Raw genomic sequence first — 22,278 nt, forward strand, 5'->3', positions numbered from 1 at the left:
GCTACCATACTGACAAACGCGTTCTACCGTCGTTTTCGTCTGTAACATATTTCACATAAAATCCTTGTTTCCGTACGTTTTCATACATTAATTCAATCGCTTTTTGATCTTTCGCATAAATTTGTATGTATTGAGCATCCACTGCTAATACGATTAGCTCACACTTACTTTCCTTAAACTCTTCATATGTTTCAATATCTATCGCTTTTTCTCCTTTAGGATATGCTTTTAAATCTGCAAAAATAAGATAATATATGTTGTCTTTAACTAACTTTTTCAATGCTAACCCTTCCACTACACTTGGTTCTTCTGGAAATAATGCCTCATCCAATTCACCACGTGCTATTAAGTAGGACTCCTCATCCCTCACTCGCCAATCAAATACAGTAATATCAATTGGCTTTAATACTTTCCAAAGTAAATTATCATATTCATCTAGAATATCTACTGTAAACCCTCTTTTCATATGCTTGCTCCTAACTTATTCATTTTCGTTTCATACATTATATATCAAATGTAATTACTATATTTTGTCGATACATATGTACATCATAAAAAACCGCTCCACTACTAGCGAAACGGTTTCCTTCTGCTTACATTTAAATATTTCATTCAATTGTTGCACTACGTTTTAAAATATTTTTTAATATATGCGCCACATCAGTCGTTCATTCTTAATGCTCACTTCGACTTCACGAAGTAATATAAAAACCATACTGCATGATTTTGTTCATCCGCAGCTATTCTCCGTAACAACTCTTTCAAATGTGCATCCGATGTCTCATCTGAAATTTCCAAATAAAAATCTACTGTTTTTTGTTCATCTTGTATAGCGAACTCTAATCCTTGTAAATACGTATTTGGGCAGTCTTCAGTAATTTGTGGTTTTGGCTGCCTACCAGTTAAGTTCGTATAAATTTGTACAAAGTGGTGGAAATGCTTTATTTCATCATTACGAATTTCAAGAATTTGTTTTTGTTCTACTTGATTTGGAGCCATATTTGCTAATTTTGCATAGCAGCTTATAGCGCTATACTCTCCATTTATAGCTTTTTCAATATCACTAATTAACTTATCATTCTGCCTATACCAATCATAATAATTCGAATTATACATCATATCCCCCCATACTTTCGCTTAACATTTTATGCATTTAGAAATAGTAGGAGCCTGTGTATATAACGGGACGGCTTTAGATTGAAAGAAAAGTTAGAGAAAAGGGTCTATTTTGCAAAGGAATTGATTATGCATAAAATAATACTATTATATACTGTTGCTATAAACTCTCGTGGGAGTTGGAAAATAAATTCGCGAATTAACGAGAGGTTCAACATGATGCGGTGCGAAGCTATTATGAGTTCAGTGACATAACTAGGAGGTTCCACTATGCCATCTTTATTTAAAACTATGAAGTTCCAGCTAAAAACCGAACGACTTGACCTGAGTATGTGGGAGGAATCCGATTCAGTTTGGATGAGAAAATTAATTGGCGAACGTGGTGTGGACATGCCGACCCTCGAATCCGTTCGTAACCGGCTTATTGAGATGCGCAAAAAGGCAGACGAAAATGGTATTTCCCTTCTCACTATTCGAAGGAGAGACAAAGGTGATTTCATCGGATACTGTTATCGGTCGTTCCACACTTGAAGAGCCGGAGATTGCATACGAGTTTTTCCGCAGCGCTCATGGTAAAGGTTATGCGACTGAGGCGGCATCTGTTGTACTGGACGCGGCGATTGCTACTGGGCGCCAAAGACTTTGGTCGACTGTAGGTGCTTGGAATATCGCTTCCCTCCGGGTACTAGAAAAGATAGGATTTAAGCGTCATCACAGTACGTGGGATGATGAACGTGGTGAGATTGTTTGGAATGTACGCGACCTCTAGAAATCTCGACTTAATTCTAAACTCTACACTTTTCAACAATCCGGCATTTACATTGAGAAAAAATCAAAAACAAGCCGTTTCACTAATTAGTGAAACGGCTTGTTTTTAAGCGTTCAATTCTGTTTTATGCCCTTTTATTGCACTATGTTTGAATGCAGTTGCTAATATAGTAACCATACTTACTATACCAATCCAAACGAGTACAGTAACAGGTGTATTCCAGCTTAACCCTTTTCCGAAGAAGAAGATGTCTCTTAGGCCTTCAATCATAAATTTCATTGGTAACCATGGATAAACCCAGTCTTGATAAAACGGAGACAACATCTCAGGTGCTAATGATAATAACGGCGCCCCGAAGAATAGTAATAAAGCGAATAAACCGATTCCTTTTAGCCCAACTAATGAAAGTACCGCGGATATCATTAAGAAGAAACTAAAAGAAGTAATGGATAAGAATAGAGCTGTATCTGTGAAGTTCGAAATATTTAACTCTACCATCCCATCTGCAATCCATGTAAGACCAAACCCAATTACAAGTGTCGCAATGGCTCCTGTTACGATTTGTTTTACTTTTAACAGAAAGTTTTCTTTTCTTGAGCTTACTGGCATTTTACTAATCGCAATAAAAATAATCGCTGCGCTAGCTAAACTTGCAATCCATAACGGCTGGAATAATGATATTGGTGAATTACCGTTCGCACTATTTTTGCCGACCTCATTCACATTTTTCACGTTCTTTACAATAGGTGCTACTAATTTCTCAGCTTGATCTGTTGTTACAGTAGCTCCTTTTGCTTTCAACCCTTCTAATATTTGTGTACGAACAGTATTGTTCATATTATCAACAGTCGCCTGTAATATTTGCCCTGCCATAGTTGATGCAGCCGTATTCATTCCTTGATTAATATATATTTCTATCTCGGGTGAAGATGGTTGCGGTGTTCGTAATGACGCTTGTTTTGCGCTAAATTCTTTCTGAATGACTAACGCTGCATAGTACTCTTTATTATTTAACCCTTTTTGAACTGCTTCCTTATTTTTCACTTCTACCCACTTTACCGCAGGTTCTCCTCCATCTGATTTCGATGATTTTTTCACCGTATCAACAATTGTTTGCCCTATATTCATTTTAGCTTGATTTGGAATTTCTACACCTTGATCCTCATTTACAATTGCAATTGGCAAGTTTTTCGGCTGAGGTTGAACGGCTGGAAATAATGTTAATGAAAAAATAAAAACTACAAGTAAGGCAATAACTGGTGATAACCATAAAAGTTTATTTTTAAACATTTTCTTTTCTCCTCCTATCATTTGATTTATAATAACCAACAACGTGTTGTTTATTTATATTTTGAATTATATGTTCGAGTTGAACCTTATACAATAATCAAAAATCGTGAATGTGTCGGTTATCATACACATTCTTGAAATGTGTTGGCTAAAATTAAGGAGGGATATGCTTTGCGCGATAATAATTTAGATTTGCGTGTTGTTCGTACAAAAACTGCCATACGAAATGCATTGGTGGAGCTAATTGAAGAAAAAGGTTTTGACGCCATTACAGTGAAAGATATTACAACGAAAGCAAACATTAATCGCGGTACTTTCTATGCGCACTATCAAGATAAATTTGATTTAATGACAAAATGCCAAGAAGACATTATGTACGAGTTTTCTAACATTGCTAAACAGAAATTCCCGGAAGTTATTGCTGATCTTGGATCAAATCCTTCTCCAACAATGCCATTTATACTTATCACTTCTATTCTTGAATTTCTAAATGAAAATAGTGATTTTATGAGAGCTGTACTAAGTCCGAAAGGAGATTTATCTTTCCAAACAAAACTGAAAGACTTTATGTGGAAAACATTATTTGAAGATACGAATGGTCCTCTCATTAATAAGGAGAATTTACTTGTTCCAAGCGAATATTTAACTTCTTATATGGCATCTGCACATATAGGTGTCATCCAACAATGGTTAAATAATGGACAAAAAGAAACACCTGAGGAGATTGCTCGTATTTTATCAACAATCGCCGTTCATGGACCTTTTTATGCGGCTGGTTTAAAGAAATGAGTTGTTGCAAAATAAAAGATCATCCACTATTTATAGCGGATGATCTTTTATTTCATTACAACACTTCAATATACCCTTCTGTTCCATGTACTCGTATTCGTTGCCCATCTTTTATTAATTTCGTAGCATTCTCTACCCCGACAACTGCTGGTAATCCATATTCACGTGCGATAACCGCTCCATGGGTCATCAGCCCGCCGACTTCAGTGACTAATCCTTTTATAGATACAAATAATGGTGTCCAGCCAGGGTCAGTAAACGCAGTAACTAATATATCTCCTTCTTCTAAATTCGCTTCTTCCATGTTTAAAATAACGCGAGCTCTTCCCTCAATCACTCCTGAAGAAACAGGCAGGCCTATAATCGCGTCAGCTGGAAGGTTTTCACGTTTATATTTACCTGTAATGATTTCTCCATCAGACGTCATTACACGCGGAGGCGTTAGTTTTTCATATAATTTATAATCATTTTTTTGTTTATGAATAATTTCGTAATCTAGTTTCTTCGTGCGAACAACTTCGTGAAGCTCTTCAAAAGTTAAATAGTAAATATCATCAACTTCATGAATAACACCGCTCTGCACAAGTTGCTCAGCTTCTTTCAATAACGCCTGCTTATATATGAAATAACGATTAATCATACCGTATTTTGGATATTCACGATAGCCAATAAAATTACGGATATTACGAATCATTCGCTTCGCTTCTTCTACTTTTTGTTTACTATCCGGCAAGTGCTGCAATCGGTCTAATAATTCTTCTTCTTTTTTTAAAGCTTCTTGCAGTCCTTCTTCAAACTTCCGCTTACTCGCACCATATTCAAAGTCTCTTATATTATTTAATATCATTGGGATAATGGTTGTTGGCTTCTCACTCCAGCGCGTTTTCGTAATGTCGATTTCTCCGCTACATCTCATTCCATATTTATTTAGAAAAGCAATGATTGTATCTCGAGCTTTTTCTCCGCCGTTATACTGAACAAGTTCATCTAAAAAGTTATCCTCTTCTACATGTTGTAAATACGCAATAACTTCTGGATACGGCCGAATCACATCAGCAACATCCATTAATGCTAGCCCCATTTCTGACGTAATATTATTTTGTACCGATTGAGAAAGCGCGTCTGCTACATTCTTTTCGCCTAGCCATTGCTCCATTTTTTCATTGATCCAAGCCGAAGCATTCATACCTGCCATAATGACCGCTATACTTTGCGGGTTAAATAATACTTTCTTTAATTGCTGAATGTCTTCTAAAATAAAATCAAGTACATCCACCCCTGATTTCGTTTGCATGTTTCGTTTTAACTCTTCGATTGATGCTTCACTATTCTTTATTAAATCTGTAACGATTGCTGGATCAATTTCGATTTCTGGTTGCGAACTTACTGGTGGCTTACTTTTACTAGCACTCTTTTCTTTTTCTTCATTCGGTAATAATTTAATAAAATGATCTCGCTCGATTATAGTCGTTAATGCATCTCTTACGAGTGGATCCGACTTCCCTAAAGTGTTTACTAAATAAGCTCTGCTAGCAGGTAAAGCTAATTGTTGCGTAGCATCAACAAATAGCCTTCCTCCCGCTTTACGCATAGGAGCACTAGTCGTTAACAGGAAAAAAGATAACCCTAGTGGTTTCATCGCATCGGTCATCATTTGTTGGTGACCAACCGATATATACACATGATTTCCCCCATCATTTACTTCTGGTATTGGATATAAAGTCGTAATGGGGCGACTTTGGACAATATAAAATGTATCATCCACTAAACACCATTCAATATCTTGCGGACAACCAAAATAAGCTTCAATCTGTCTTCCGATACTTGCTAGTTGTAAAATTTGTTGTTCAGACAATGTTTGAATTTTTTGCTGAGCCGGATCAATCTGTTTTGTTTCTGTTCCGCCTTCTTGTAAGCCATAGATAGCTAATTTTTTAGTTGCGATCATCTTATCGACGATTTCGCCTTCTTTTACTTTATAATTATCAGCAGAGACCAGTCCTGATACTAATGCCTCACCAAGTCCAAAACTGGCATCGATTGATAACACCTTCCGGTTAGAAGTAATCGGATCAGCGGTAAATAAAATTCCTGAAGCCTGCGGGAAAACCATTTTTTGAACAACAACACATATAGAAACTTGATTATGTTCAAAACCATTTTGCATACGGTACATGACTGCTCGCTCTGTAAATAAAGAAGCCCAGCACTTTTTTACATGCTGTAAAATTGCGTTTTCTCCGATAATATTTAAATACGTATCTTGTTGCCCAGCAAACGAAGCATACGGTAAATCTTCAGCCGTAGCACTAGAACGCACGGCATACGCATGTTCATTTCCAAAACGTGAGAGATAATGAGCTACTGATTCCACTACATCAGAAGGGATTTGTACCGCCATAATGACTTCTCTAATCTTCTTACTAATTTCACCAATTTGATCTCGTTCCTCAATTTTTAGCATTTTTAATTGATTCAACAAAGTTTGAAATGCTTCATTTTTTCCGATGGCCTGTTCATACCCTACCGTTGTAACACAAAATCCTTCTGGCACTTGTATCCCTTGAATATTGGATAACTCCCCTAAATTCAATCCTTTTCCACCAACAAGTGAAAGCTGCATTTTTTCTATTTCCTGAAAACCGAGAACGAAAGAACTCATTTGGCACCTCTCCTTACTATTCATGTGTTCTTGATTGTAGCAGTAGTAAATACGAATAAACAGTCTATTTCGAACTTGATTTACATGATATAATTAAGTTAGGAAGAGATTAAAAAATGCCCCAGTTGCATAATGAAGTAACTGGGGCTCCTTATTTCCGCTCAATTTTAAATTATAATTTATTCACAACTAACTTCAATGTACTTCTGTTTTTCCCCTTTTTTCTAAAACGCCATTAATTATCACACACAATTCTTACCTCGACAAATAGTATATAACCCGAAATACGCTTTAGTTTAACCTCCTGTGAGCCTTTTCACAGGAGGTTTTATACATACATATATTATTTATAATGAATTAGTTCTCCTATTTTCCCAAAAAAGGATGATTGTATTGGAAATGAAAAAGCTTCAAGGAATTTATGATGATGTTATTAGTTTAGGGGAAAATTGTTATACCGCTATTCATCTGAAAAAATATAGGCTGCGGAAATATTCAGGTCCTCTAGATTGGTTTGAATCACCCAATCTTTCTTCTATCAATACATTATTGAAAAATAATTTTATAGACTTTATGGATTTAAAAAACATGCACGCAATGCCGGAACAAAATATTGTGTTTAATGATGGTGTGATACAACCTGTTTTTTCTCATATTATAAAAGACACAAAATATAACGTAACATCTTATCATGATTTCCCTGTTATTCCAAATGAAGATTGGTTCATCACATACCATGATTTTAAACAAAAATTAGATCGAAGAATTGATAACTTTTACGAAAAAATTCATCATTCACAATCCATTTTATTTGTTAGATGGGGCGGAAACTTGACTGAAGCACTAGAATTACAAACCGTTTTATCGAATATTGTTAAAAATAATTTTAAGATTCTTTTACTCTATCCAACAGGACTTGAAAATGAAATAAACGAATTAGAATGGGGGCTTGATCATGTTTTCCCTATTCAAGTTTCAAGTAATTATCAAAATAAAAGAACTTGGTATATCCTCTTAAAAGATATACACTTAAACTCAAAATAATAGTAGAAACTACGACTTTACAATCAATATTTTTTGTTTGCACTTTATATAAATTGATATGTCTCCACATTAATTCTAGGAGTAAATTATTGTTTTTTTAATCCCCCACTCATTCTTTTCTCAGATCCTCCAAAATGGATTTGAGAAATTAGGGAACTATAATGTCGTATTAACATATATTAAGGGGGATAAAAAGTGGACAATGAGATGAATTATGGAAGTGATTATAAGTTTATTCCAGCAACTTCAATTGAAAGTGGTCATGGCATCGAAGTATTGCCTGATTTATTTTGTTACACGATTCAAATCGTCAACATCTGTTTTGTTGGAAATCCCGAGAGCAATGATTTTGTTTTAGTTGATGCTGGAATGCCTAAATGTGCAAATGAAATTATCTCTGTCGCTGAGGATCGATTTGGTACAAACAGCCGCCCAAAAGCAATTATTTTAACTCACGGGCATTTTGATCATGTTGGTGGAATAATTGAACTCATTAAGTATTGGGATGTTCCCGTCTATGCCCATCAAATGGAGATACCTTTCCTGACCGGACAACAAAGCTATCCTGAACCAGATCCAACAGTTGAAGGTGGTATGGTAGCGAAAATGTCCCCTCTGTTCCCTAACGAACCGATTGATTTAGGAAGTAGCATAAAAGTACTTCCTACAGATGGAACTGTTCCCCATATGCCAGAGTTTAGATGGATTCATACACCAGGACACACTCCAGGTCATATTTCATTATTCCGAGAAAAAGACCGAACATTAATTGCTGGGGACGCTTTTGTTACGGTGAAGCAGGAATATCTATATAAGGTAATTACTCAGGAACAGGAAATAAGCGGTCCGCCTCGTTATTTAACAACAGACTGGAAAGCCGCTAAAGAGTCAGTTATTAAGCTAGAGAAGTTAAAGCCTCTAACCGCTGTTACTGGACATGGGATACCGATGTCAGGTGAATTGCTATCAACAAGCCTCAATACACTCGCTCAAGAATTTGATAAAATTGCTACACCTGATTATGGAAAATATGTAGATAAAAACATAAATTAAACAAAAAACTAAAATGTATCACAAAATCAAAACGTCAAAGGATATTAAAATATGTAAAAAACAATAATCTTAGACAACATCTTTATTTTAAGAATGGAACTATCCTTATTGAATAAAACTCGATATTCCGCAAACACTACCTGTAGTGTAGCCTGCTTCTTACCCAGGTTGTACTTCTTACCATAAAAAAGAGCAGTCATAATAAATAACTGCTCTTTTTACTTTTAACATACTTTTTTAAATTTTGTTCATACCATACTTAATCCATAATACGATTTAACTAAATTTTATTTCAAAGTTTTTAGTTTCAAAAAATCCGATACATCCCATGACCTTACTACATTATTAACTTTTGTTCTCTGTCTGCTACCCCTAGACCATTGCAAACAAAGTATAAAAATAAGAACAATATCAATGAAATCCCCGCCATAATACATCAGCACGCCTCCCATTTCAGCTTGTTCAGTAACTACACCAGTAGGCGGATGAGCATATATGTATTTTGATAATATCCCATGACCAGCTGATGCAATTATTAAAATAATTGATCGGTACATATAGCTATACCTATGGGATATTAAATCAACATAAATCATTGATGTGGTAAACAGATATCCTGCAATAAAAACGTGGAAATGTATGAACAAATGAAGAAGTATACTTTCGTGCATCATCGAGTATAAGCTAGTCGTATAGAGAATCCATAGTCCTCCTAAATTAAGCAAGGTTGCGATGATTGGATGAGTAAGAAGTTGTAGAGGCCTACTCTTTAGTATCCTTGAAAGACGTCGTGCTGCTTTCACATTGAGCGTTCGTAAAAAAAGAGTCATTGGAGCGGCTAATGCTATAAAAATTGGAGCAAGCATCCCAAGGAGTAAATGCACAAGCATATGCACTGTGAAATCATTATGAGCACGATGAGCTAAGGGCCCAACAACTGCTATTGCCACACAAATAAGTCCTAAAATCCAGAAGACACTTCGATATAACGGCCATCGTTTGTAATGGCGATTTGATAAAATCATGGCTACTATATAAATTATTAACATAATTAAAATGAATACGAATAGTAAAATATCCAGTGCATTCCATATTTCATGATGAAGATGGTTATTGTTCATTTAAGCTTTTACCTCTCAATAATCTTTCATCAGTTCTTGTCTGAAAAACTAGCAGAATGCCAATTAAGAGCATTACAGTCGCAATTATGTTCCATATTACGTCGTAGATAAGAACATTATCTACGTATCGAATCTGATGTATTTTCATTAGTTTATGTTGAATTATACCGTCATATAATTGAAATCCACCACTACCAAGCATTAATCCGCTCCACCATCTTTTCAACCAAAATGCATTTCTACGACGAAGATCAGCAACCATAAACAAGGAACCAATCGTTGCAAACCAACTAAAAGCATGAAAAAGACCATCTGAAATGAGTCCAATATCTGTTGTAGATTTATCATAGAAATGGTGCCAATGCAGCAGTTGATGAAAAATAGTTTCATCTATAAAAGCTACTAATCCTATGCCAAACAAGATACCTGACCATAGATTACGGGTCAAATAAACAGAAGAGGTTAAATAGCTTGTATTATCGGTTTTGGTAACCATTAAATCCTATCCTTTCCACTAATGTATATTCTTATTTTTCCCAAAAGAAAAACGTGCTAAACATACTTAGTGCCAAAGGAAAATAACATTGAATTAGATGTATCATATAAATATTTATTCTCAAGCGTATTTAATATTTGGTTAAAACTCACTAAAAAAGCTTTAAGAGGTTCACCATCCTACAATAGCGCTAATATAATCTCTTTAACATTTTAGAATGAATCTATATTTTTAGCATTTAATCATTTTATTAACAATGGAAATTACCATTGAGTCTTAACTAATTGACCTATAAATAAACTATAGTTTTCCTCTAAAGATAATTTCCATATCTTCATTTTAATATTGCATTTGTATTGCCTTTTGCACATTTTGAACATCATTTTTTAATAGTTGTTTTAAATCGTAAGCTGGATAGTAACCACGTTCGTACATAAAGTTAAAAACCTGCGCATGTAATTGTATAGCACCATTTATTTGACGGGTTAAAACTTCTCTAAGACGAGGCGTTGCAGTTTCAGTAATTGCAATTGCATAATTTCGAACAGATGTCTTTGCTAATCCAAGTAAATCTCCGGCGTAAAATCCAGTGTCATCACGATGCTGTGCTTGAAATCCAGGAGCATAAGGATAAAATTGTACTAACTCTTGTAAGTTGTTTTGGATGACATTTATAGCTTTAATATATAACGATTGAAGTGCTTGATCTGATACATTCCTAACTGATTTTTTTAATTTGATTAAACCGTTTGCTTGAAATGCTACTAATTCATGTAACTCCAATGTTTCATGCCAAGCTAGCTGATTAGGATAAGACATAGATGTTCCCCCTTAATATTCATTCATGCCACACTATGCAAAAAAATTCAAAAAGGGCCTATACTACTGAATTCATTTCAATCTAATTCATGATTACTTTTCATCCTTCTATGTTAATCACAATAAAGTATCCTTAATTCCTCTTCCCTACTTTTTTATATCCTTAATTTTGATTTTCAAAATGACTTCTTCGCCTTTACAATCTATAAATTTAATTTTTTCTTCCTTGAAAACCCCCATCATAATACATCCTTTCTTGTTTCGTTATAAACCATATTAGTTAGAAAATATAAATGTGAACATTGTACCTACATATTCCTTTTATATTTTTTAAATTTTATAGCTACTTAAATTTATACGTTATTAAAGATCCACTATTAAAGTAACTACATTGAAGGGGATTTTTCATTAAATCATTTTATTTTTATAGATTAAAAAATAATTATTCTAGCCGTGTTAGTCACCTATTCTTAAATAATTAATAGGTTATATATTATGACTTAGGAGGGATAAAAAGATGACTATACTTTATGATAAAGACTCTTTACAAAAAAATATTATTACCCTTCCACATTGGCAACGAGAAGCTTTCCGTTCTTTTAAATTAAAAATGACAGATAAAGATAAATTGTTTCCTTGTATACCAGCTCAACACGGCTTTACAGCAAATCACCTCAGGTACGGGTTCATTGGTGATCCTAGAGATACGAATACTAGCGAGGGTTTTGCTGCATTACTTAAAGAATATACTGAATGTTCTAGAGACACAGGTCAATACGCCTCACTTATTGTTTTTATTCATACACCAATAGATTTACTGCGAGAAACTACAGTTGAAGATTTTGAACATATTTATTGGTCTCTACTTAATAAAACCAGTTGTTTGGACGAGATGGAATGGCCTACGCACATTCCAAATGACCCTATGGAGAATACTTGGGAATTTTGCTTTCATAATGAATCATATTTCGTTTACTGCGCTACACCCGCCCATGTTAATAGACAAAGTAGACATTTTTCATGTATGATGCTCGCTTTAACACCTAGATGGGTTTTACAGGGAGTTATGAATTCTGAGAAACGCAGTCGAAAACTAAAAAACTTAATACGCCAACGTCTAGCCGCTTATGACAAAGCTCCTATTCATCCCTCTCTTAAAGATTATGGTGAAAAAGATAATTATGAATGGCAGCAATATTTTTTACGTGATGATGAAACCGTCCCATCCAAGTGTCCATTTTCTCGAATCATAAAATACTTTCATAAAAATAAGTAATTCACTCCGTTTTTTATTATTTAGTTGTACAAACTTTAACCACTGAATAGATTTAATATAGATCAAATTTAGTGGGAGGAGCATATTATACGTGGGCATATTTTTAAGCTATGTTTTCTTAGGTTTATCATTATCTGCTCCAATGGGACCTATAAATGCTGCGCAGCTAGAAAAAGGTATTAGGAGTGGGTTTTTTCACGCTTGGATTCTTGGCATAGGAGCCTTACTTGCAGATGTTATCTACATGACACTTATTTATTTAGGTGTAATTCATTTCCTCGAAAAAGATATTATAAAACTTTTCTTATGGTCTTTCGGAGCTTTTGTTTTAATCTATACAGGCATTGAAAGTTTAAAAAATGCGAATCAAATTAGTATTAGTAATACTAGAAATGATGATTCAATTATTAAAAGCTTTTTTTCTGGTTTTTTTATGTCTTTATCGAATCCATTGACAATTCTATTTTGGCTTGGAATTTTCGGCTCTATATTAGCAAAAGCCGCTTCTTCCTATAATAAAGAGCAGCTTTTGTTATATAGCTTTGGTATTATTTTAGGCATTTTTATTTGGGATATTACAATGGCGAGTACATCTAGTATATTTCGTAAAATTTTGAATGCTCGTATATTGTCTCTTATAACGGTAGTATCTGGTATATCACTTATTATTTATGGATTATATTTTGGTTTTCAAACTTACCAAATCATTTTTCAATAGCTTCTATTATTTAGTTGTTACATACTACTCATATTGTGTAAAAATAGATTCTTCATATAGCTGTATTCCTTTTCCTTGAGACAAAATGAACAATTATAGTAACAATAATAACTATTCCTAAAAACAACAAACTCACTAGGAAACCAAAACGCGTTGTTTTTTGCAATAATGTCCCACTAACAGCTAGTGCAATCATTATAAGACCAATAATGCTTTTTATCTGCATCCAACCTTTTGGATTCATTAATCTCCAAAATGAAAGAAGAATGAGACTCCATGTATATAACAACATTAATCCAGCTGCAGTTGTTACATATTCATATATATTTTTCGGTAGTAATAAAGCACTAAGGATAGAGGCACCAAGTCCAATTATAATAAGAATTAGGGCTGGGAATGAGATGTTTTTTTTGTTTTTTTTAGCAAACATTGCAGGTGCATCACCTTCTTCAGCTAAGTTCATGAGTACACTTGTCACTGCAAATAATGAACCAACTAATGTTGAAAAACCCGCTAAAATTAATACTACATTTAAAATAAATGGCACATACGGCAAATTATAGTCTTGTAATGCTACTACAAAAGGGCTTTCTTTCGTATTAAACTGGTTTAATGGAACCATCATAATTGCCAACCCTAAAGAGACTACGTAAATAATCGTTAAAATCATTAACATTACTCTTCCTGATTTTTGTGCATCTTTAGGGTCTTTCAGTCTTATTGTCATTAACCCCATAATTTCGATTCCTCCAAATGCATAAAATGCATAAATTAGAGAGGACCAAGTGCCTTTTAATCCATTTGGGAACCAGTCTTTAAAATTCCGCGGAATTTGTGCTTTATATAAACCACCTTTTATAAATCCTAAAATAACTAAAATAGCAATTACAATAAACCCTATAATAGCAGCGATTTTTATAATAGCCATCCATTTCTCTAAACGTTCGAATATTTTTACCCCTATAAAAATAATTAATATAGCCGCTACTCCATATATAGCAGCAAATATCCATAACGGTATTTTAGGAAACCAGTAGCGTGAAAAGATTCCTAACGCACTTAACTGGCTGCCCATAATAAGCAGTTCAGAACACCAATATGTCCATCCATGACTAAAACCCGCCCAATTTCCAAAAGCTTTTTTTGAGTAAATGCGAAAAGATCCTGTTTGCGGATCTTCTACAGCCATTTTTGCCAATGCTTCAAATACAATATAAGTAGTAAATCCAGTTAAAATAAGAATAAGAATAATTGACGAACCACCTATTTTAATTCCTATACTGGATCCTAAAAAGAAGCCGGTCCCTATTGTACAACCAATCCCAATAAGTGCGAGTTGCCACCATTTTAAATCTTTTTTTTCTTTCGTATCGTTCTTAACATCATGACAGGTCATATTACTATTCTCCTTTATTCATTTTGAGAATGCCCCTCATGGTCACTTAAGTACTTCTCAGCAAGCTTTTCAACAACATCAACGACATCATGAGCCTTTATTTTATGGTTTGCTACTCTTTCACTTCCTACAGAAATCTCAACTGTAAATAACGCTTCATATTTCATTTTTTCTGCCCCTTTCGCATCAAATATAACCTCTTATCTTTTATTTCACAAAAATTAATTATGTATTTAAAACCTCGAGAGTATAAAAATTAAACAAATAAAGTTAAAAAAATTGTAACGCTACTAAGCTTATTTATTAAAAAATGTATGAGGAAGGAGAGACGGCATGCCTCTCCTCTATATCCATTTCATATATAAAATTAGCGAGTAACGCCACCGCCAAGTTGTTGCTCAGCTAATGATACAAGACGTTTCGTAATTTCACCACCAACAGATCCGTTTGCACGAGCTGTTGCATCTGCACCAAGTTGTACGCCAAATTCTTGAGCGATTTCATATTTCATTTGATCAAGAGCTTGTTCAGCGCCACGTACTAATAATTGATTGCTGTTTCCACTGTTATTGTTTGACATGTTCATTCACCTCCTTCTTTCTTTAATATGTTAAATTACATGCTAAAATATATAGCTAATTAATTGGTAATTACGACCGTGAATTCAAAGGTATAGTTGATTCTCTTTAAACTAAAAATAATCGTGTATAGGAGAACGAAATACACCTTACGTGCCATGGGATATCATAAATAGGCCTCCAGTACAACATAAAACGGGTTAAGCTATTTAACAGCATAACCCGTTTTTAATGAAATATTGTATTCCATATACTTTTACACAATGGAGGAAAATGATGAAACATTTTGTTGCTTTATTAATTAAATACACAGCGATAACTGCAGTATTACTTATCGTACTTAGTATCTTTAAAGGCATTTCAATTCCTAGAGTATTACTAATTTCTCTTTTCCTTACAGGAGCTGCCTATTTAATCGGTGATCTCTTCATTTTACCTAAATACGGAAATATGATTGCTACAATGGCAGATTTAGGCTTAAGCTTCTTTGGAATTTGGTTACTAACATCCTTGTTTACTGATTTAGATGTTACTCGTAATATTGGACTTTCTTCATTTATAGCCGCTTTAATTATTGGTGGAACAGAAATTTTCTTCCACATTTATATGAAGAGGCTAGTACTGCGTAACGACAATGAATTAAGAAATCACAATCATATTCATCATGATAAATATGCTATAGAAATGTCAGATGAATATATAGATTCTTCCACCATAAATAAATCCAAGCTTAAGGATACATCTAAAAAATAAAAAAGTGGCCAACGCCACTTTTTTATTTTTGTTTATTAAGCTTGATCTGAATTTCTTACATGTAATGGAGGTGGAACTACCCATCCCTTTTTCTTACTTAAACGTAGCAGAGTTACACCTGCCTGCGCTTTTTTCATATGAAATTGTCCGAATAGCATACCTACATCTTCTCGAAGGCATTTTCCCATTACTTGACTACATGTCACAAGTCCAGCTGCTAACCCTGTAGAAACCGCTGCTGCAATTTCTGCATCATTAATACGTGCTCCAGGAGGAATGTCTTCAATAGATGCAACTGGTCGTTCTGGCGGAGCAGGTGGTAAAGCTATTCCATTAACCTTTAAAAGAGTTTTTAACTCTTCTATTTCCGAATTCATATCATTTTCAATTAAGCTTTCTAAAAACTTCTTTAAATCTTCGTCACCTGTGTGATTCATAAATACTTGATGGCTTGCGATTGCACCTTGTGCAGCAAGAAGATAACTCCAAATATCAAATACTTCTCCGTAATGTAACGGTTCATTTTGAGGATTTCCACTTAATATACCCATTTTTAAATTCCTACCTTTCGAAAATATCATAATAAATATTGATTTCAATATTGAAATCAAATTTTTAAGTATGCTTTTTCCTGCAAAAGATTTTCTACTATGCATGGAAAACACCTTTCCAACACTGCGTGTTTATTGTTTAGGAAAGTAGTTTACAAATTAAATACCCAAAGATTATGAAAGAAGATTATCAATAATCTTTGAGTGAGAATCTGTTTAATATAAGGTTTTTTATTTTTATGAATACACAAAAGAAATTGATTTACATATTTGCTATATTTTAAGCTAATTTACTTAGCGGTTAGCTCTACCACCAAGTTGTTGTTCTGCCATTGCTACTAAACGTTTTGTAATTTCACCACCAACAGATCCGTTTGAACGAGCTGTTGTATCTGCACCAAGTTGTACACCAAACTCTTGTGCAATTTCATATTTCATTTGATCAAGAGCTTGTTCAGCGCCTCGAACTAATACTTCATTACGACTTCCACTATTATTTTTTCCCATATTGTTTCACCTCCGATGTTTTTAATATGCTACAAATTATGAAATAATAATTATCCTTTTTATGGAAATTAGATTATGAATAAAAATTGATTTTTTTCTTAAAGTAGGGCAAAACATATAAGAAAGAATAACTGATATAACATACTTTCATAACAACACTATATATACTTTCTAATTCCCTTCAGTAAATAAAAGAAAGATTTCTATTTCACCAAGAGATTAAATAAAATTATGTTTTGAGACATAATTCAAAAGGAGATATGAGATGAAAGCTGTAACCTATCAAGGACCAAACCAAGTACAGGTTAAACAAGTGGATGATGCAAAATTAGAGAAAAAAGATGATATTATTGTAAAAATTACTTCAACCGCTATTTGCGGTTCTGATTTACATCTATATCAAGGCAACATGCCCTTACCTCAAGGATACATTATCGGCCATGAACCAATGGGAATCGTTGAAGAAGTCGGGCCAGATGTCACTAAAGTGAAAAAAGGCGATCGTGTTGTCATCCCCTTCAACGTTTCTTGTGGACATTGTTTCTATTGCCAACATGAAATGGAAAGTCAATGTGATAACTCAAACCCTCATTACGATTCTGGTGGATACTTTGGTTATACAGAGAAATTTGGTAATCATCCAGGAGGACAAGCAGAATATTTAAAAGTTCCATTTGGTAATTTTACTCCATTTGTTATACCGGAATCATGCGAACTTGAAGATGAATCCCTACTATTTCTATCAGATGTTTTACCAACAGCCTATTGGAGTGTAATAAACGCAGGCGTTAAGCCAGGTGATACTGTTATCGTCCTTGGTTGTGGACCTGTTGGATTAATGACACAAAAATTCGCTTGGATGCAAGGTGCTAAACGTGTAATTGCAGTGGATTACTTAGATTATCGGATGAATTATGCAAAAAAGATTAACAATGTTGAGGTATTTGAGTTTACAAAATTTCCAGATATGGGAGAACATTTAAAGGAAATTACACATGGCGGTGCCGATGTAGTCATTGATTGCGTGGGAATGGATGGAAAAAAATCGCCTCTAGAATTTCTGGAACAAAAATTGAAACTACAAGGCGGAACTCTCGGCCCTATTCAAATCGCTACGAAAGCCGTAAGGAAATATGGAACGGTTCAAATGACCGGCGTTTATGGTGGCAATTATAATGCATTTCCACTCGGGGCATTTTGGGTTAGAAATATTAATCTTAAAATGGGACAAGCACCTGTCATTCATTTTATGCCGGAACTATTTGAAAAAATAACAAATAAAGAATTTGATCCAAAAGAGATTATTACACACAAAATCCCCCTTGAAGAAGCGAGCTACGGTTATCAAATTTTTAATAATCGTGAAGACGACTGTATAAAAGTCATTCTGAAGCCTTAAAGATAAGATTACATTTCGTAATCTTATCTTTTTTTATTAAATGCTAAGTATCTATCCCCTATTTTCATCTCACATCTAAAATAGTTATTTTCAAAAACTTTGCATTTTGAGGCAATAAATAATTGGTAAAAACATGAATTAAAGTATTAAGTAACCAAATGGCGGACACGATAACAATGTTAACTAACTTAAAAGAGGTGTACTTCATGTTTTATTATAAAGAAGAACTGATTAATATTATCAAGCCGGACAAGCCAGATCCAGCTGCCGCAAAAGTTTTACAAGAAATATTAGGTGGGCATTATGGCGAAATGCGTACAATGATGCAATACTTCTTCCAAAGCTCAAATTTTAGAGGGAAAGAGAAGCAATATCGTGATTTACTTCGAGGTGTTTTTTTAGAAGAAATAAGCCATGTAGAACTTGTACAACATACAATTAATCAACTATTAACTGGATCTGGTGAACCTACACCAGGAAATGCAGGTGTTGACACGGCACCACTTGATGAAGCGGTTAAACATGCCAATCCTCATCACTTTATTGTAGGTGCTCAAAGTTCATTGCCCGTTGATGCAGCTGGCAACCCATGGAATGGATCTTGGGTATATAGCCATGGGAATTTAATTAGCGATTTATTAGATAACGTAGTACTTGAATCTACAGGTGTACTTCAAAAAACTAGAATTTATGAAATGAGTTCCAATCAAACTTTTAGAGAAACACTTGCATTTTTAATTGTACGTGATAATGCACATCAAAATGCTTTCGCAAAAGCTTTAGAGACATTGGGTGTTGAATGGGGGAAACTCTTCCCTGTGCCGAACTATGATATTAATAAATACCCAGAGTGCAGAAAGTATGTAGACATGGGATTCCATAACGCACAATTTAATTTTAGCTTAGATCCAACAAGAATGGGAGAAATATTCCAAGGTGAATCACCAAGTAGAAACAAAGGAACATTAGCAGTAACGGACCCGCCAAAAGGTTTTCCTGTACCAGAACTTCCTGAAATGCCAAATGAGCATAGTCCTGGATTAAAAGATATTGGTCTTTGAGATTATTATGGCCAACTATTGATTCATGGTTGGTCATAGTTTTTTATAAAGATTCATGTAAACTTGTTGTTAACATGATAAGATGTTTTAATAAATCCTCTTTATTTAAAAGTGATGTTGATTATATTGCTGCTCCTCTTAATTTTGTTTCTATGAACTATTAAACGCCACTGTTACTTACTTATAATCTCCCTACCTCTATTCACATATAAAATCCCTATATTGTAAACAAAGAGGAGGGACTTGTCCCCCCTCTTCTTTTAATTTTTCTTTAAAAGAGTTGCTCCTGCAATCCCTGGGTGTGTCATTTCGAATGGATCTAGAATTAACTCTAAGTCCTCTTGTGACAATACACCATTTTTCACACAAAGTTCTCGAACAGATTGCCCTGTCGCGATTGCTTCTTTCGCAACGCGAGCTGCTGCTTCATAACCGATATGAGGGTTCACGGCTGTAATAATTCCTACACTTTTCTCAACATACTCTTTTAAGCGATCTTCATTCGATTCAATTCCTTTTAAGCAATTATCTGTAAAGGCACGGAAACCGTTATTCATAATGCTAATCGATTGCAGTAAGTTGAAAACGAGTACTGGTTCCATCACGTTTAATTCTAATTGTCCTGCTTCTGAAGCAAGGCAAATTGTATGATCATTACCTATTACTTGGAACGCAATTTGATTAATAACTTCTGGCATAACAGGATTTACTTTCCCTGGCATAATAGATGAACCTGGTTGACGAGCTGGTAACATAATTTCTGCTAAACCAACACGTGGACCTGATGCCATTAAGCGAAGGTCATTTGCAATTTTAGACATATTCATCATACATACTTTCAGTGCTGCAGATACTTCAGTATACGCATCCGTATTTTGCGTCGCATCTACTAAATCTTCTGCACCAACAAGCGGTAATTCACTGATTGCAGCTAAATGTTTTACAACTGCTTCAATGTATTCTGGATCTGCATTTAAGCCTGTACCAACTGCAGTTGCCCCCATATTTACTTCATATAAATGTTGACGCGATTGTTGAATTCGTTTCATATCACGTTCAAGTACGCGAGAGTATGCTTTAAATTCTTGTCCAAGACGGATTGGCACAGCGTCTTGTAAATGTGTACGTCCCATTTTAATCACATGATCGAACTGTTCTGCTTTTAATTCAAATACATCATGCATATAACCCATCGTTTGTAATAAGCCTTCTAATGCATTTAACGTTGCGATATGAATCGCCGTTGGGAATGCATCATTTGTTGATTGGGCCATATTTACATGACTATTTGGACTAATATAATGATAGTCTCCCTTTTCCATCCCTAATAATTCAAGAGCACGATTTGCAATGACTTCATTTGCATTCATGTTCATTGAAGTACCCGCTCCGCCTTGAATTGGATCTACGATGAAATGATCATGCCATTTTCCATCAAGAATTTCTTGAGCAGCTTCTGCGATCGCGCCGCCCTTGTTCAATTCCAATCTTCCTACATCTGTATTCGCAAGCGCTGCTGCTTTTTTTACAATTGCGAACGCTCTAATTAAACTTTCATGAATTTTATACCCTGTAATCGGGAAATTTTCAACAGCGCGTAAAGTCTGAATTCCGTAATATGCCTCAATAGGTAATTCCTTTCCTCCCAAAAAATCATTCTCCACTCGCACGTTCTTGTTTGTCATTGCCATTTTAATTTCTCCCCCATATTAAATGTAAAACCTAAATAAATCATATGAAGTCATTACCAATCCTTATCAGATTTTATTGTTAAATCGTAGGCTAAAGGCTCTTCAATAATTTTTTTAATCTCTTCTAATTTATTAGTTTTCCCAAGCGCCCACATCAATTTTGCTATGATGGCTTCCGTATTCATATCTCCAGACAATATTACTTGATGTTGCGCCACTTTCCGTCCTACTTCATAGAGAAGTATGTCTTCTCCTTCTTCCAGGCATTGAGTAGTAATCACTACAGCAATCCCCATTTCAGTCAACTCTTGAATTTTCGAAAGCAAGTTCCTTCCTTCAAAAGGTAATCCACCGTTTCCAAAACTTTCAATAATAATCCCTTTATACAAATCTTTTAAACAATCAAATACCTCAGGCTTTGTACCTGGATACAATTTCATAAGAAAAACATCCGTACATAAATTAGTATTTATTGAAAGTTCACTATGTGAGGAAGTTGGCTTCCAATGATATTTCACTTCATCTTCATTTACCTCAGCAACATATGGATAATTCACACTTTCAAATGCATCATAACTTTTTGTTCGCATTTTAACTGCTCTCGTCCCAATAATCACCCTACTATCAAAAACAATAAACACACCGCCAACATCCTCACAGGCAAACCTAAGAGCATCAGCTACATTTTTCTTTGCGTCTGTCTTTTTAAAACTAATAGGTACTTGTGAACCTGTTAAAACAACTGGTTTTCTTAAACCTTGCAGCATATAAGATAACGCAGAAGATGTATAAGCTAACGTATCCGTTCCATGTGTAATCACAAACCCGTCATAGTCATCATAGTGATTAAAAACAGCATTAGCTATTTCTTTCCAGTGCTCAGGTTGCATATTGGTACTATCAATATTCATTAAGATTTTGCAATCTATTTCTAAGTTTCGAGAAGACTTCGAAAAATAATTCAATAATTCCTCAGCGGACAATCCTGGAACAAGCCCCTCATTCCCCTCCACAGATGCAATTGTCCCACCAGTTGCAAGTAATAAAATTTTCTTCATACACAACCCCTCCATAAAATAAACAACGATATATCGTTCGCGTAATGCGTATTTATATTTATCATTATAGAACTTAATTTGAATTAATCAAGATTTTGTATTCAATACGCGTACTTTTTTTCTATTCTTGA

Annotated in this window: 22 protein-coding genes and 1 pseudogene; 9 read left to right on the top strand and 14 right to left on the bottom strand. The window is 34.5% G+C overall.

Annotation, left to right across the window (positions count from 1 at the left end; all coding sequences use genetic code 11):
• Position 1 precedes the first annotated feature (1 nt).
• Positions 2–466: a DUF2691 family protein gene (locus ACTFO4_RS12650; RefSeq protein ID WP_061457396.1), complete on the bottom strand. Its 465-nt coding sequence runs from the start codon at positions 464–466 to the stop codon at positions 2–4.
• 215 nt (positions 467–681) lie between these two features.
• Positions 682–1,116 (bottom strand): ferritin-like domain-containing protein, encoded by a 435-nt coding sequence (locus ACTFO4_RS12655; RefSeq protein ID WP_000282827.1) that lies wholly within the window; start codon positions 1,114–1,116, stop codon positions 682–684.
• Positions 1,117–1,386: 270 nt separating this feature from the next.
• Here ACTFO4_RS12655 and ACTFO4_RS12660 point away from each other — a divergent pair.
• Positions 1,387–1,885, top strand: a pseudogene (locus ACTFO4_RS12660) (GNAT family N-acetyltransferase).
• A gap of 105 nt (positions 1,886–1,990) precedes the next feature.
• On the opposite strand, the gene ACTFO4_RS12665 reads toward ACTFO4_RS12660, so the two are convergent.
• Complete coding sequence (locus tag ACTFO4_RS12665) at positions 1,991–3,175, bottom strand: YhgE/Pip domain-containing protein (protein WP_440014386.1); 1,185 nt, start codon at positions 3,173–3,175, stop codon at positions 1,991–1,993.
• A 171-nt stretch (positions 3,176–3,346) separates the two neighbouring features.
• Between ACTFO4_RS12665 and ACTFO4_RS12670 the strand changes: the two genes are divergently transcribed.
• Positions 3,347–3,964, top strand: coding sequence for a TetR/AcrR family transcriptional regulator (locus ACTFO4_RS12670; protein ID WP_061457399.1), 618 nt, complete (start codon positions 3,347–3,349; stop codon positions 3,962–3,964).
• A 55-nt stretch (positions 3,965–4,019) separates the two neighbouring features.
• Here the strand turns inward: ACTFO4_RS12670 and ppsA are convergent, their stop codons facing one another.
• The gene (gene ppsA / locus ACTFO4_RS12675; protein WP_440014387.1) at positions 4,020–6,626 is read right to left on the bottom strand and encodes a phosphoenolpyruvate synthase; all 2,607 of its coding nucleotides are present in this window, start codon (positions 6,624–6,626) and stop codon (positions 4,020–4,022) included.
• Between the two features lie 384 nt (positions 6,627–7,010).
• Here ppsA and ACTFO4_RS12680 point away from each other — a divergent pair, with 384 nt between their 5' ends.
• A complete protein-coding gene (locus ACTFO4_RS12680) occupies positions 7,011–7,670 on the top strand; it encodes a DUF1796 family putative cysteine peptidase (RefSeq protein ID WP_050552316.1) in 660 nt (219 codons plus the stop codon).
• A gap of 195 nt (positions 7,671–7,865) precedes the next feature.
• Positions 7,866–8,723: an MBL fold metallo-hydrolase gene (locus tag ACTFO4_RS12685; RefSeq protein ID WP_000368273.1), complete on the top strand. Its 858-nt coding sequence runs from the start codon at positions 7,866–7,868 to the stop codon at positions 8,721–8,723.
• Positions 8,724–9,010: 287 nt separating this feature from the next.
• On the opposite strand, the gene ACTFO4_RS12690 is transcribed toward ACTFO4_RS12685, so the two are convergent.
• The 3 genes from ACTFO4_RS12690 to cotF all read right to left on the bottom strand — a co-directional run bounded on the left by ACTFO4_RS12690 (position 9,011) and on the right by cotF (position 11,159).
• A complete protein-coding gene (locus ACTFO4_RS12690; protein ID WP_001063484.1) occupies positions 9,011–9,844 on the bottom strand; it encodes a cytochrome c oxidase assembly protein in 834 nt (277 codons plus the stop codon).
• Positions 9,834–10,340: a DUF2243 domain-containing protein gene (locus ACTFO4_RS12695; protein WP_000256782.1), complete on the bottom strand. Its 507-nt coding sequence runs from the start codon at positions 10,338–10,340 to the stop codon at positions 9,834–9,836. The genes ACTFO4_RS12690 and ACTFO4_RS12695 overlap by 11 nt, the downstream gene beginning before the upstream one ends.
• A gap of 339 nt (positions 10,341–10,679) precedes the next feature.
• Positions 10,680–11,159, bottom strand: coding sequence for a spore coat protein CotF (cotF, locus tag ACTFO4_RS12700; protein ID WP_000121390.1), 480 nt, complete (start codon positions 11,157–11,159; stop codon positions 10,680–10,682).
• A gap of 517 nt (positions 11,160–11,676) precedes the next feature.
• Between cotF and ACTFO4_RS12705 the strand changes: the two genes are divergently transcribed.
• Together ACTFO4_RS12705 and ACTFO4_RS12710 are read left to right on the top strand one after the other, a co-directional pair.
• Positions 11,677–12,435 (top strand): YqcI/YcgG family protein, encoded by a 759-nt coding sequence (locus ACTFO4_RS12705; RefSeq protein WP_000154287.1) that lies wholly within the window; start codon positions 11,677–11,679, stop codon positions 12,433–12,435.
• 91 nt (positions 12,436–12,526) lie between these two features.
• Positions 12,527–13,153, top strand: a complete 627-nt coding sequence (locus tag ACTFO4_RS12710) for a LysE family transporter (protein WP_098583580.1) — start codon at positions 12,527–12,529, stop codon at positions 13,151–13,153.
• Between the two features lie 52 nt (positions 13,154–13,205).
• On the opposite strand, the gene ACTFO4_RS12715 is transcribed toward ACTFO4_RS12710, so the two are convergent.
• From ACTFO4_RS12715 to ACTFO4_RS12725, 3 genes are all read right to left on the bottom strand, one after another.
• Positions 13,206–14,549, bottom strand: a complete 1,344-nt coding sequence (locus tag ACTFO4_RS12715; RefSeq protein WP_000128220.1) for an amino acid permease — start codon at positions 14,547–14,549, stop codon at positions 13,206–13,208.
• Positions 14,550–14,563: 14 nt separating this feature from the next.
• On the bottom strand, positions 14,564–14,716 hold the full coding sequence (locus tag ACTFO4_RS12720; protein ID WP_000872953.1) for a hypothetical protein: 153 nt from the start codon (positions 14,714–14,716) through the stop codon (positions 14,564–14,566).
• 200 nt (positions 14,717–14,916) lie between these two features.
• Positions 14,917–15,129 (bottom strand): alpha/beta-type small acid-soluble spore protein, encoded by a 213-nt coding sequence (locus tag ACTFO4_RS12725; protein WP_000069657.1) that lies wholly within the window; start codon positions 15,127–15,129, stop codon positions 14,917–14,919.
• A 274-nt stretch (positions 15,130–15,403) separates the two neighbouring features.
• On the opposite strand from ACTFO4_RS12725, the gene ACTFO4_RS12730 reads away from it, so the two are divergent.
• The gene (locus ACTFO4_RS12730; protein WP_000680267.1) at positions 15,404–15,880 is read left to right on the top strand and encodes a YndM family protein; all 477 of its coding nucleotides are present in this window, start codon (positions 15,404–15,406) and stop codon (positions 15,878–15,880) included.
• A gap of 35 nt (positions 15,881–15,915) precedes the next feature.
• On the opposite strand, the gene ACTFO4_RS12735 is transcribed toward ACTFO4_RS12730, so the two are convergent.
• Together ACTFO4_RS12735 and sasP are read right to left on the bottom strand one after the other, a co-directional pair.
• Positions 15,916–16,431, bottom strand: a complete 516-nt coding sequence (locus ACTFO4_RS12735; protein ID WP_000512129.1) for a DUF3231 family protein — start codon at positions 16,429–16,431, stop codon at positions 15,916–15,918.
• 294 nt (positions 16,432–16,725) lie between these two features.
• Positions 16,726–16,938, bottom strand: a complete 213-nt coding sequence (sasP, locus tag ACTFO4_RS12740; RefSeq protein ID WP_000517671.1) for a small acid-soluble spore protein, SasP family — start codon at positions 16,936–16,938, stop codon at positions 16,726–16,728.
• A gap of 265 nt (positions 16,939–17,203) precedes the next feature.
• Here sasP and ACTFO4_RS12745 point away from each other — a divergent pair, with 265 nt between their 5' ends.
• Together ACTFO4_RS12745 and ACTFO4_RS12750 are read left to right on the top strand one after the other, a co-directional pair.
• Entirely contained in the window at positions 17,204–18,337 is a 1,134-nt protein-coding gene (locus ACTFO4_RS12745; RefSeq protein ID WP_000649085.1) for a zinc-dependent alcohol dehydrogenase, read from the top strand.
• Between the two features lie 206 nt (positions 18,338–18,543).
• Entirely contained in the window at positions 18,544–19,398 is an 855-nt protein-coding gene (locus ACTFO4_RS12750) for a manganese catalase family protein (RefSeq protein WP_000500357.1), read from the top strand.
• 260 nt (positions 19,399–19,658) lie between these two features.
• Here the strand turns inward: ACTFO4_RS12750 and aspA are convergent, their stop codons facing one another.
• On the bottom strand, positions 19,659–21,089 hold the full coding sequence (aspA, locus tag ACTFO4_RS12755; protein ID WP_440014388.1) for an aspartate ammonia-lyase: 1,431 nt from the start codon (positions 21,087–21,089) through the stop codon (positions 19,659–19,661).
• Positions 21,090–21,142: 53 nt separating this feature from the next.
• On the bottom strand, positions 21,143–22,147 hold the full coding sequence (ansA, locus tag ACTFO4_RS12760) for an asparaginase (protein WP_000722302.1): 1,005 nt from the start codon (positions 22,145–22,147) through the stop codon (positions 21,143–21,145).
• Positions 22,148–22,278: the final 131 nt, after the last annotated feature.

It is taken from the genome of Bacillus cereus group sp. MYBKT14-1 (genome assembly GCF_051915185.1).
Lineage (GTDB): Bacteria > Bacillota > Bacilli > Bacillales > Bacillaceae_G > Bacillus_A > Bacillus_A cereus.

Excerpts from the sequence above, each read along its gene's own strand:
- ACTFO4_RS12650 (WP_061457396.1), bottom strand. The coding sequence starts at position 466 with ATGAAAAGAGGGTTTACAGTAGATATTCTAGATGAATATGATAATTTA.
- ACTFO4_RS12655 (WP_000282827.1), bottom strand. The coding sequence starts at position 1,116 with ATGTATAATTCGAATTATTATGATTGGTATAGGCAGAATGATAAGTTA.
- ACTFO4_RS12665 (WP_440014386.1), bottom strand. The coding sequence starts at position 3,175 with ATGTTTAAAAATAAACTTTTATGGTTATCACCAGTTATTGCCTTACTT.
- ppsA (WP_440014387.1), bottom strand. The coding sequence starts at position 6,626 with ATGAGTTCTTTCGTTCTCGGTTTTCAGGAAATAGAAAAAATGCAGCTT.
- ACTFO4_RS12680 (WP_050552316.1), top strand. The coding sequence starts at position 7,011 with ATGATTGTATTGGAAATGAAAAAGCTTCAAGGAATTTATGATGATGTT.
- ACTFO4_RS12690 (WP_001063484.1), bottom strand. The coding sequence starts at position 9,844 with ATGAACAATAACCATCTTCATCATGAAATATGGAATGCACTGGATATT.
- ACTFO4_RS12695 (WP_000256782.1), bottom strand. The coding sequence starts at position 10,340 with ATGGTTACCAAAACCGATAATACAAGCTATTTAACCTCTTCTGTTTAT.
- cotF (WP_000121390.1), bottom strand. The coding sequence starts at position 11,159 with ATGTCTTATCCTAATCAGCTAGCTTGGCATGAAACATTGGAGTTACAT.
- ACTFO4_RS12705 (WP_000154287.1), top strand. The coding sequence starts at position 11,677 with ATGACTATACTTTATGATAAAGACTCTTTACAAAAAAATATTATTACC.
- ACTFO4_RS12715 (WP_000128220.1), bottom strand. The coding sequence starts at position 14,549 with ATGACCTGTCATGATGTTAAGAACGATACGAAAGAAAAAAAAGATTTA.
- ACTFO4_RS12720 (WP_000872953.1), bottom strand. The coding sequence starts at position 14,716 with ATGAAATATGAAGCGTTATTTACAGTTGAGATTTCTGTAGGAAGTGAA.
- ACTFO4_RS12725 (WP_000069657.1), bottom strand. The coding sequence starts at position 15,129 with ATGTCAAACAATAACAGTGGAAACAGCAATCAATTATTAGTACGTGGC.
- ACTFO4_RS12730 (WP_000680267.1), top strand. The coding sequence starts at position 15,404 with ATGAAACATTTTGTTGCTTTATTAATTAAATACACAGCGATAACTGCA.
- ACTFO4_RS12735 (WP_000512129.1), bottom strand. The coding sequence starts at position 16,431 with ATGGGTATATTAAGTGGAAATCCTCAAAATGAACCGTTACATTACGGA.
- sasP (WP_000517671.1), bottom strand. The coding sequence starts at position 16,938 with ATGGGAAAAAATAATAGTGGAAGTCGTAATGAAGTATTAGTTCGAGGC.
- ACTFO4_RS12745 (WP_000649085.1), top strand. The coding sequence starts at position 17,204 with ATGAAAGCTGTAACCTATCAAGGACCAAACCAAGTACAGGTTAAACAA.
- ACTFO4_RS12750 (WP_000500357.1), top strand. The coding sequence starts at position 18,544 with ATGTTTTATTATAAAGAAGAACTGATTAATATTATCAAGCCGGACAAG.
- aspA (WP_440014388.1), bottom strand. The coding sequence starts at position 21,089 with ATGGCAATGACAAACAAGAACGTGCGAGTGGAGAATGATTTTTTGGGA.
- ansA (WP_000722302.1), bottom strand. The coding sequence starts at position 22,147 with ATGAAGAAAATTTTATTACTTGCAACTGGTGGGACAATTGCATCTGTG.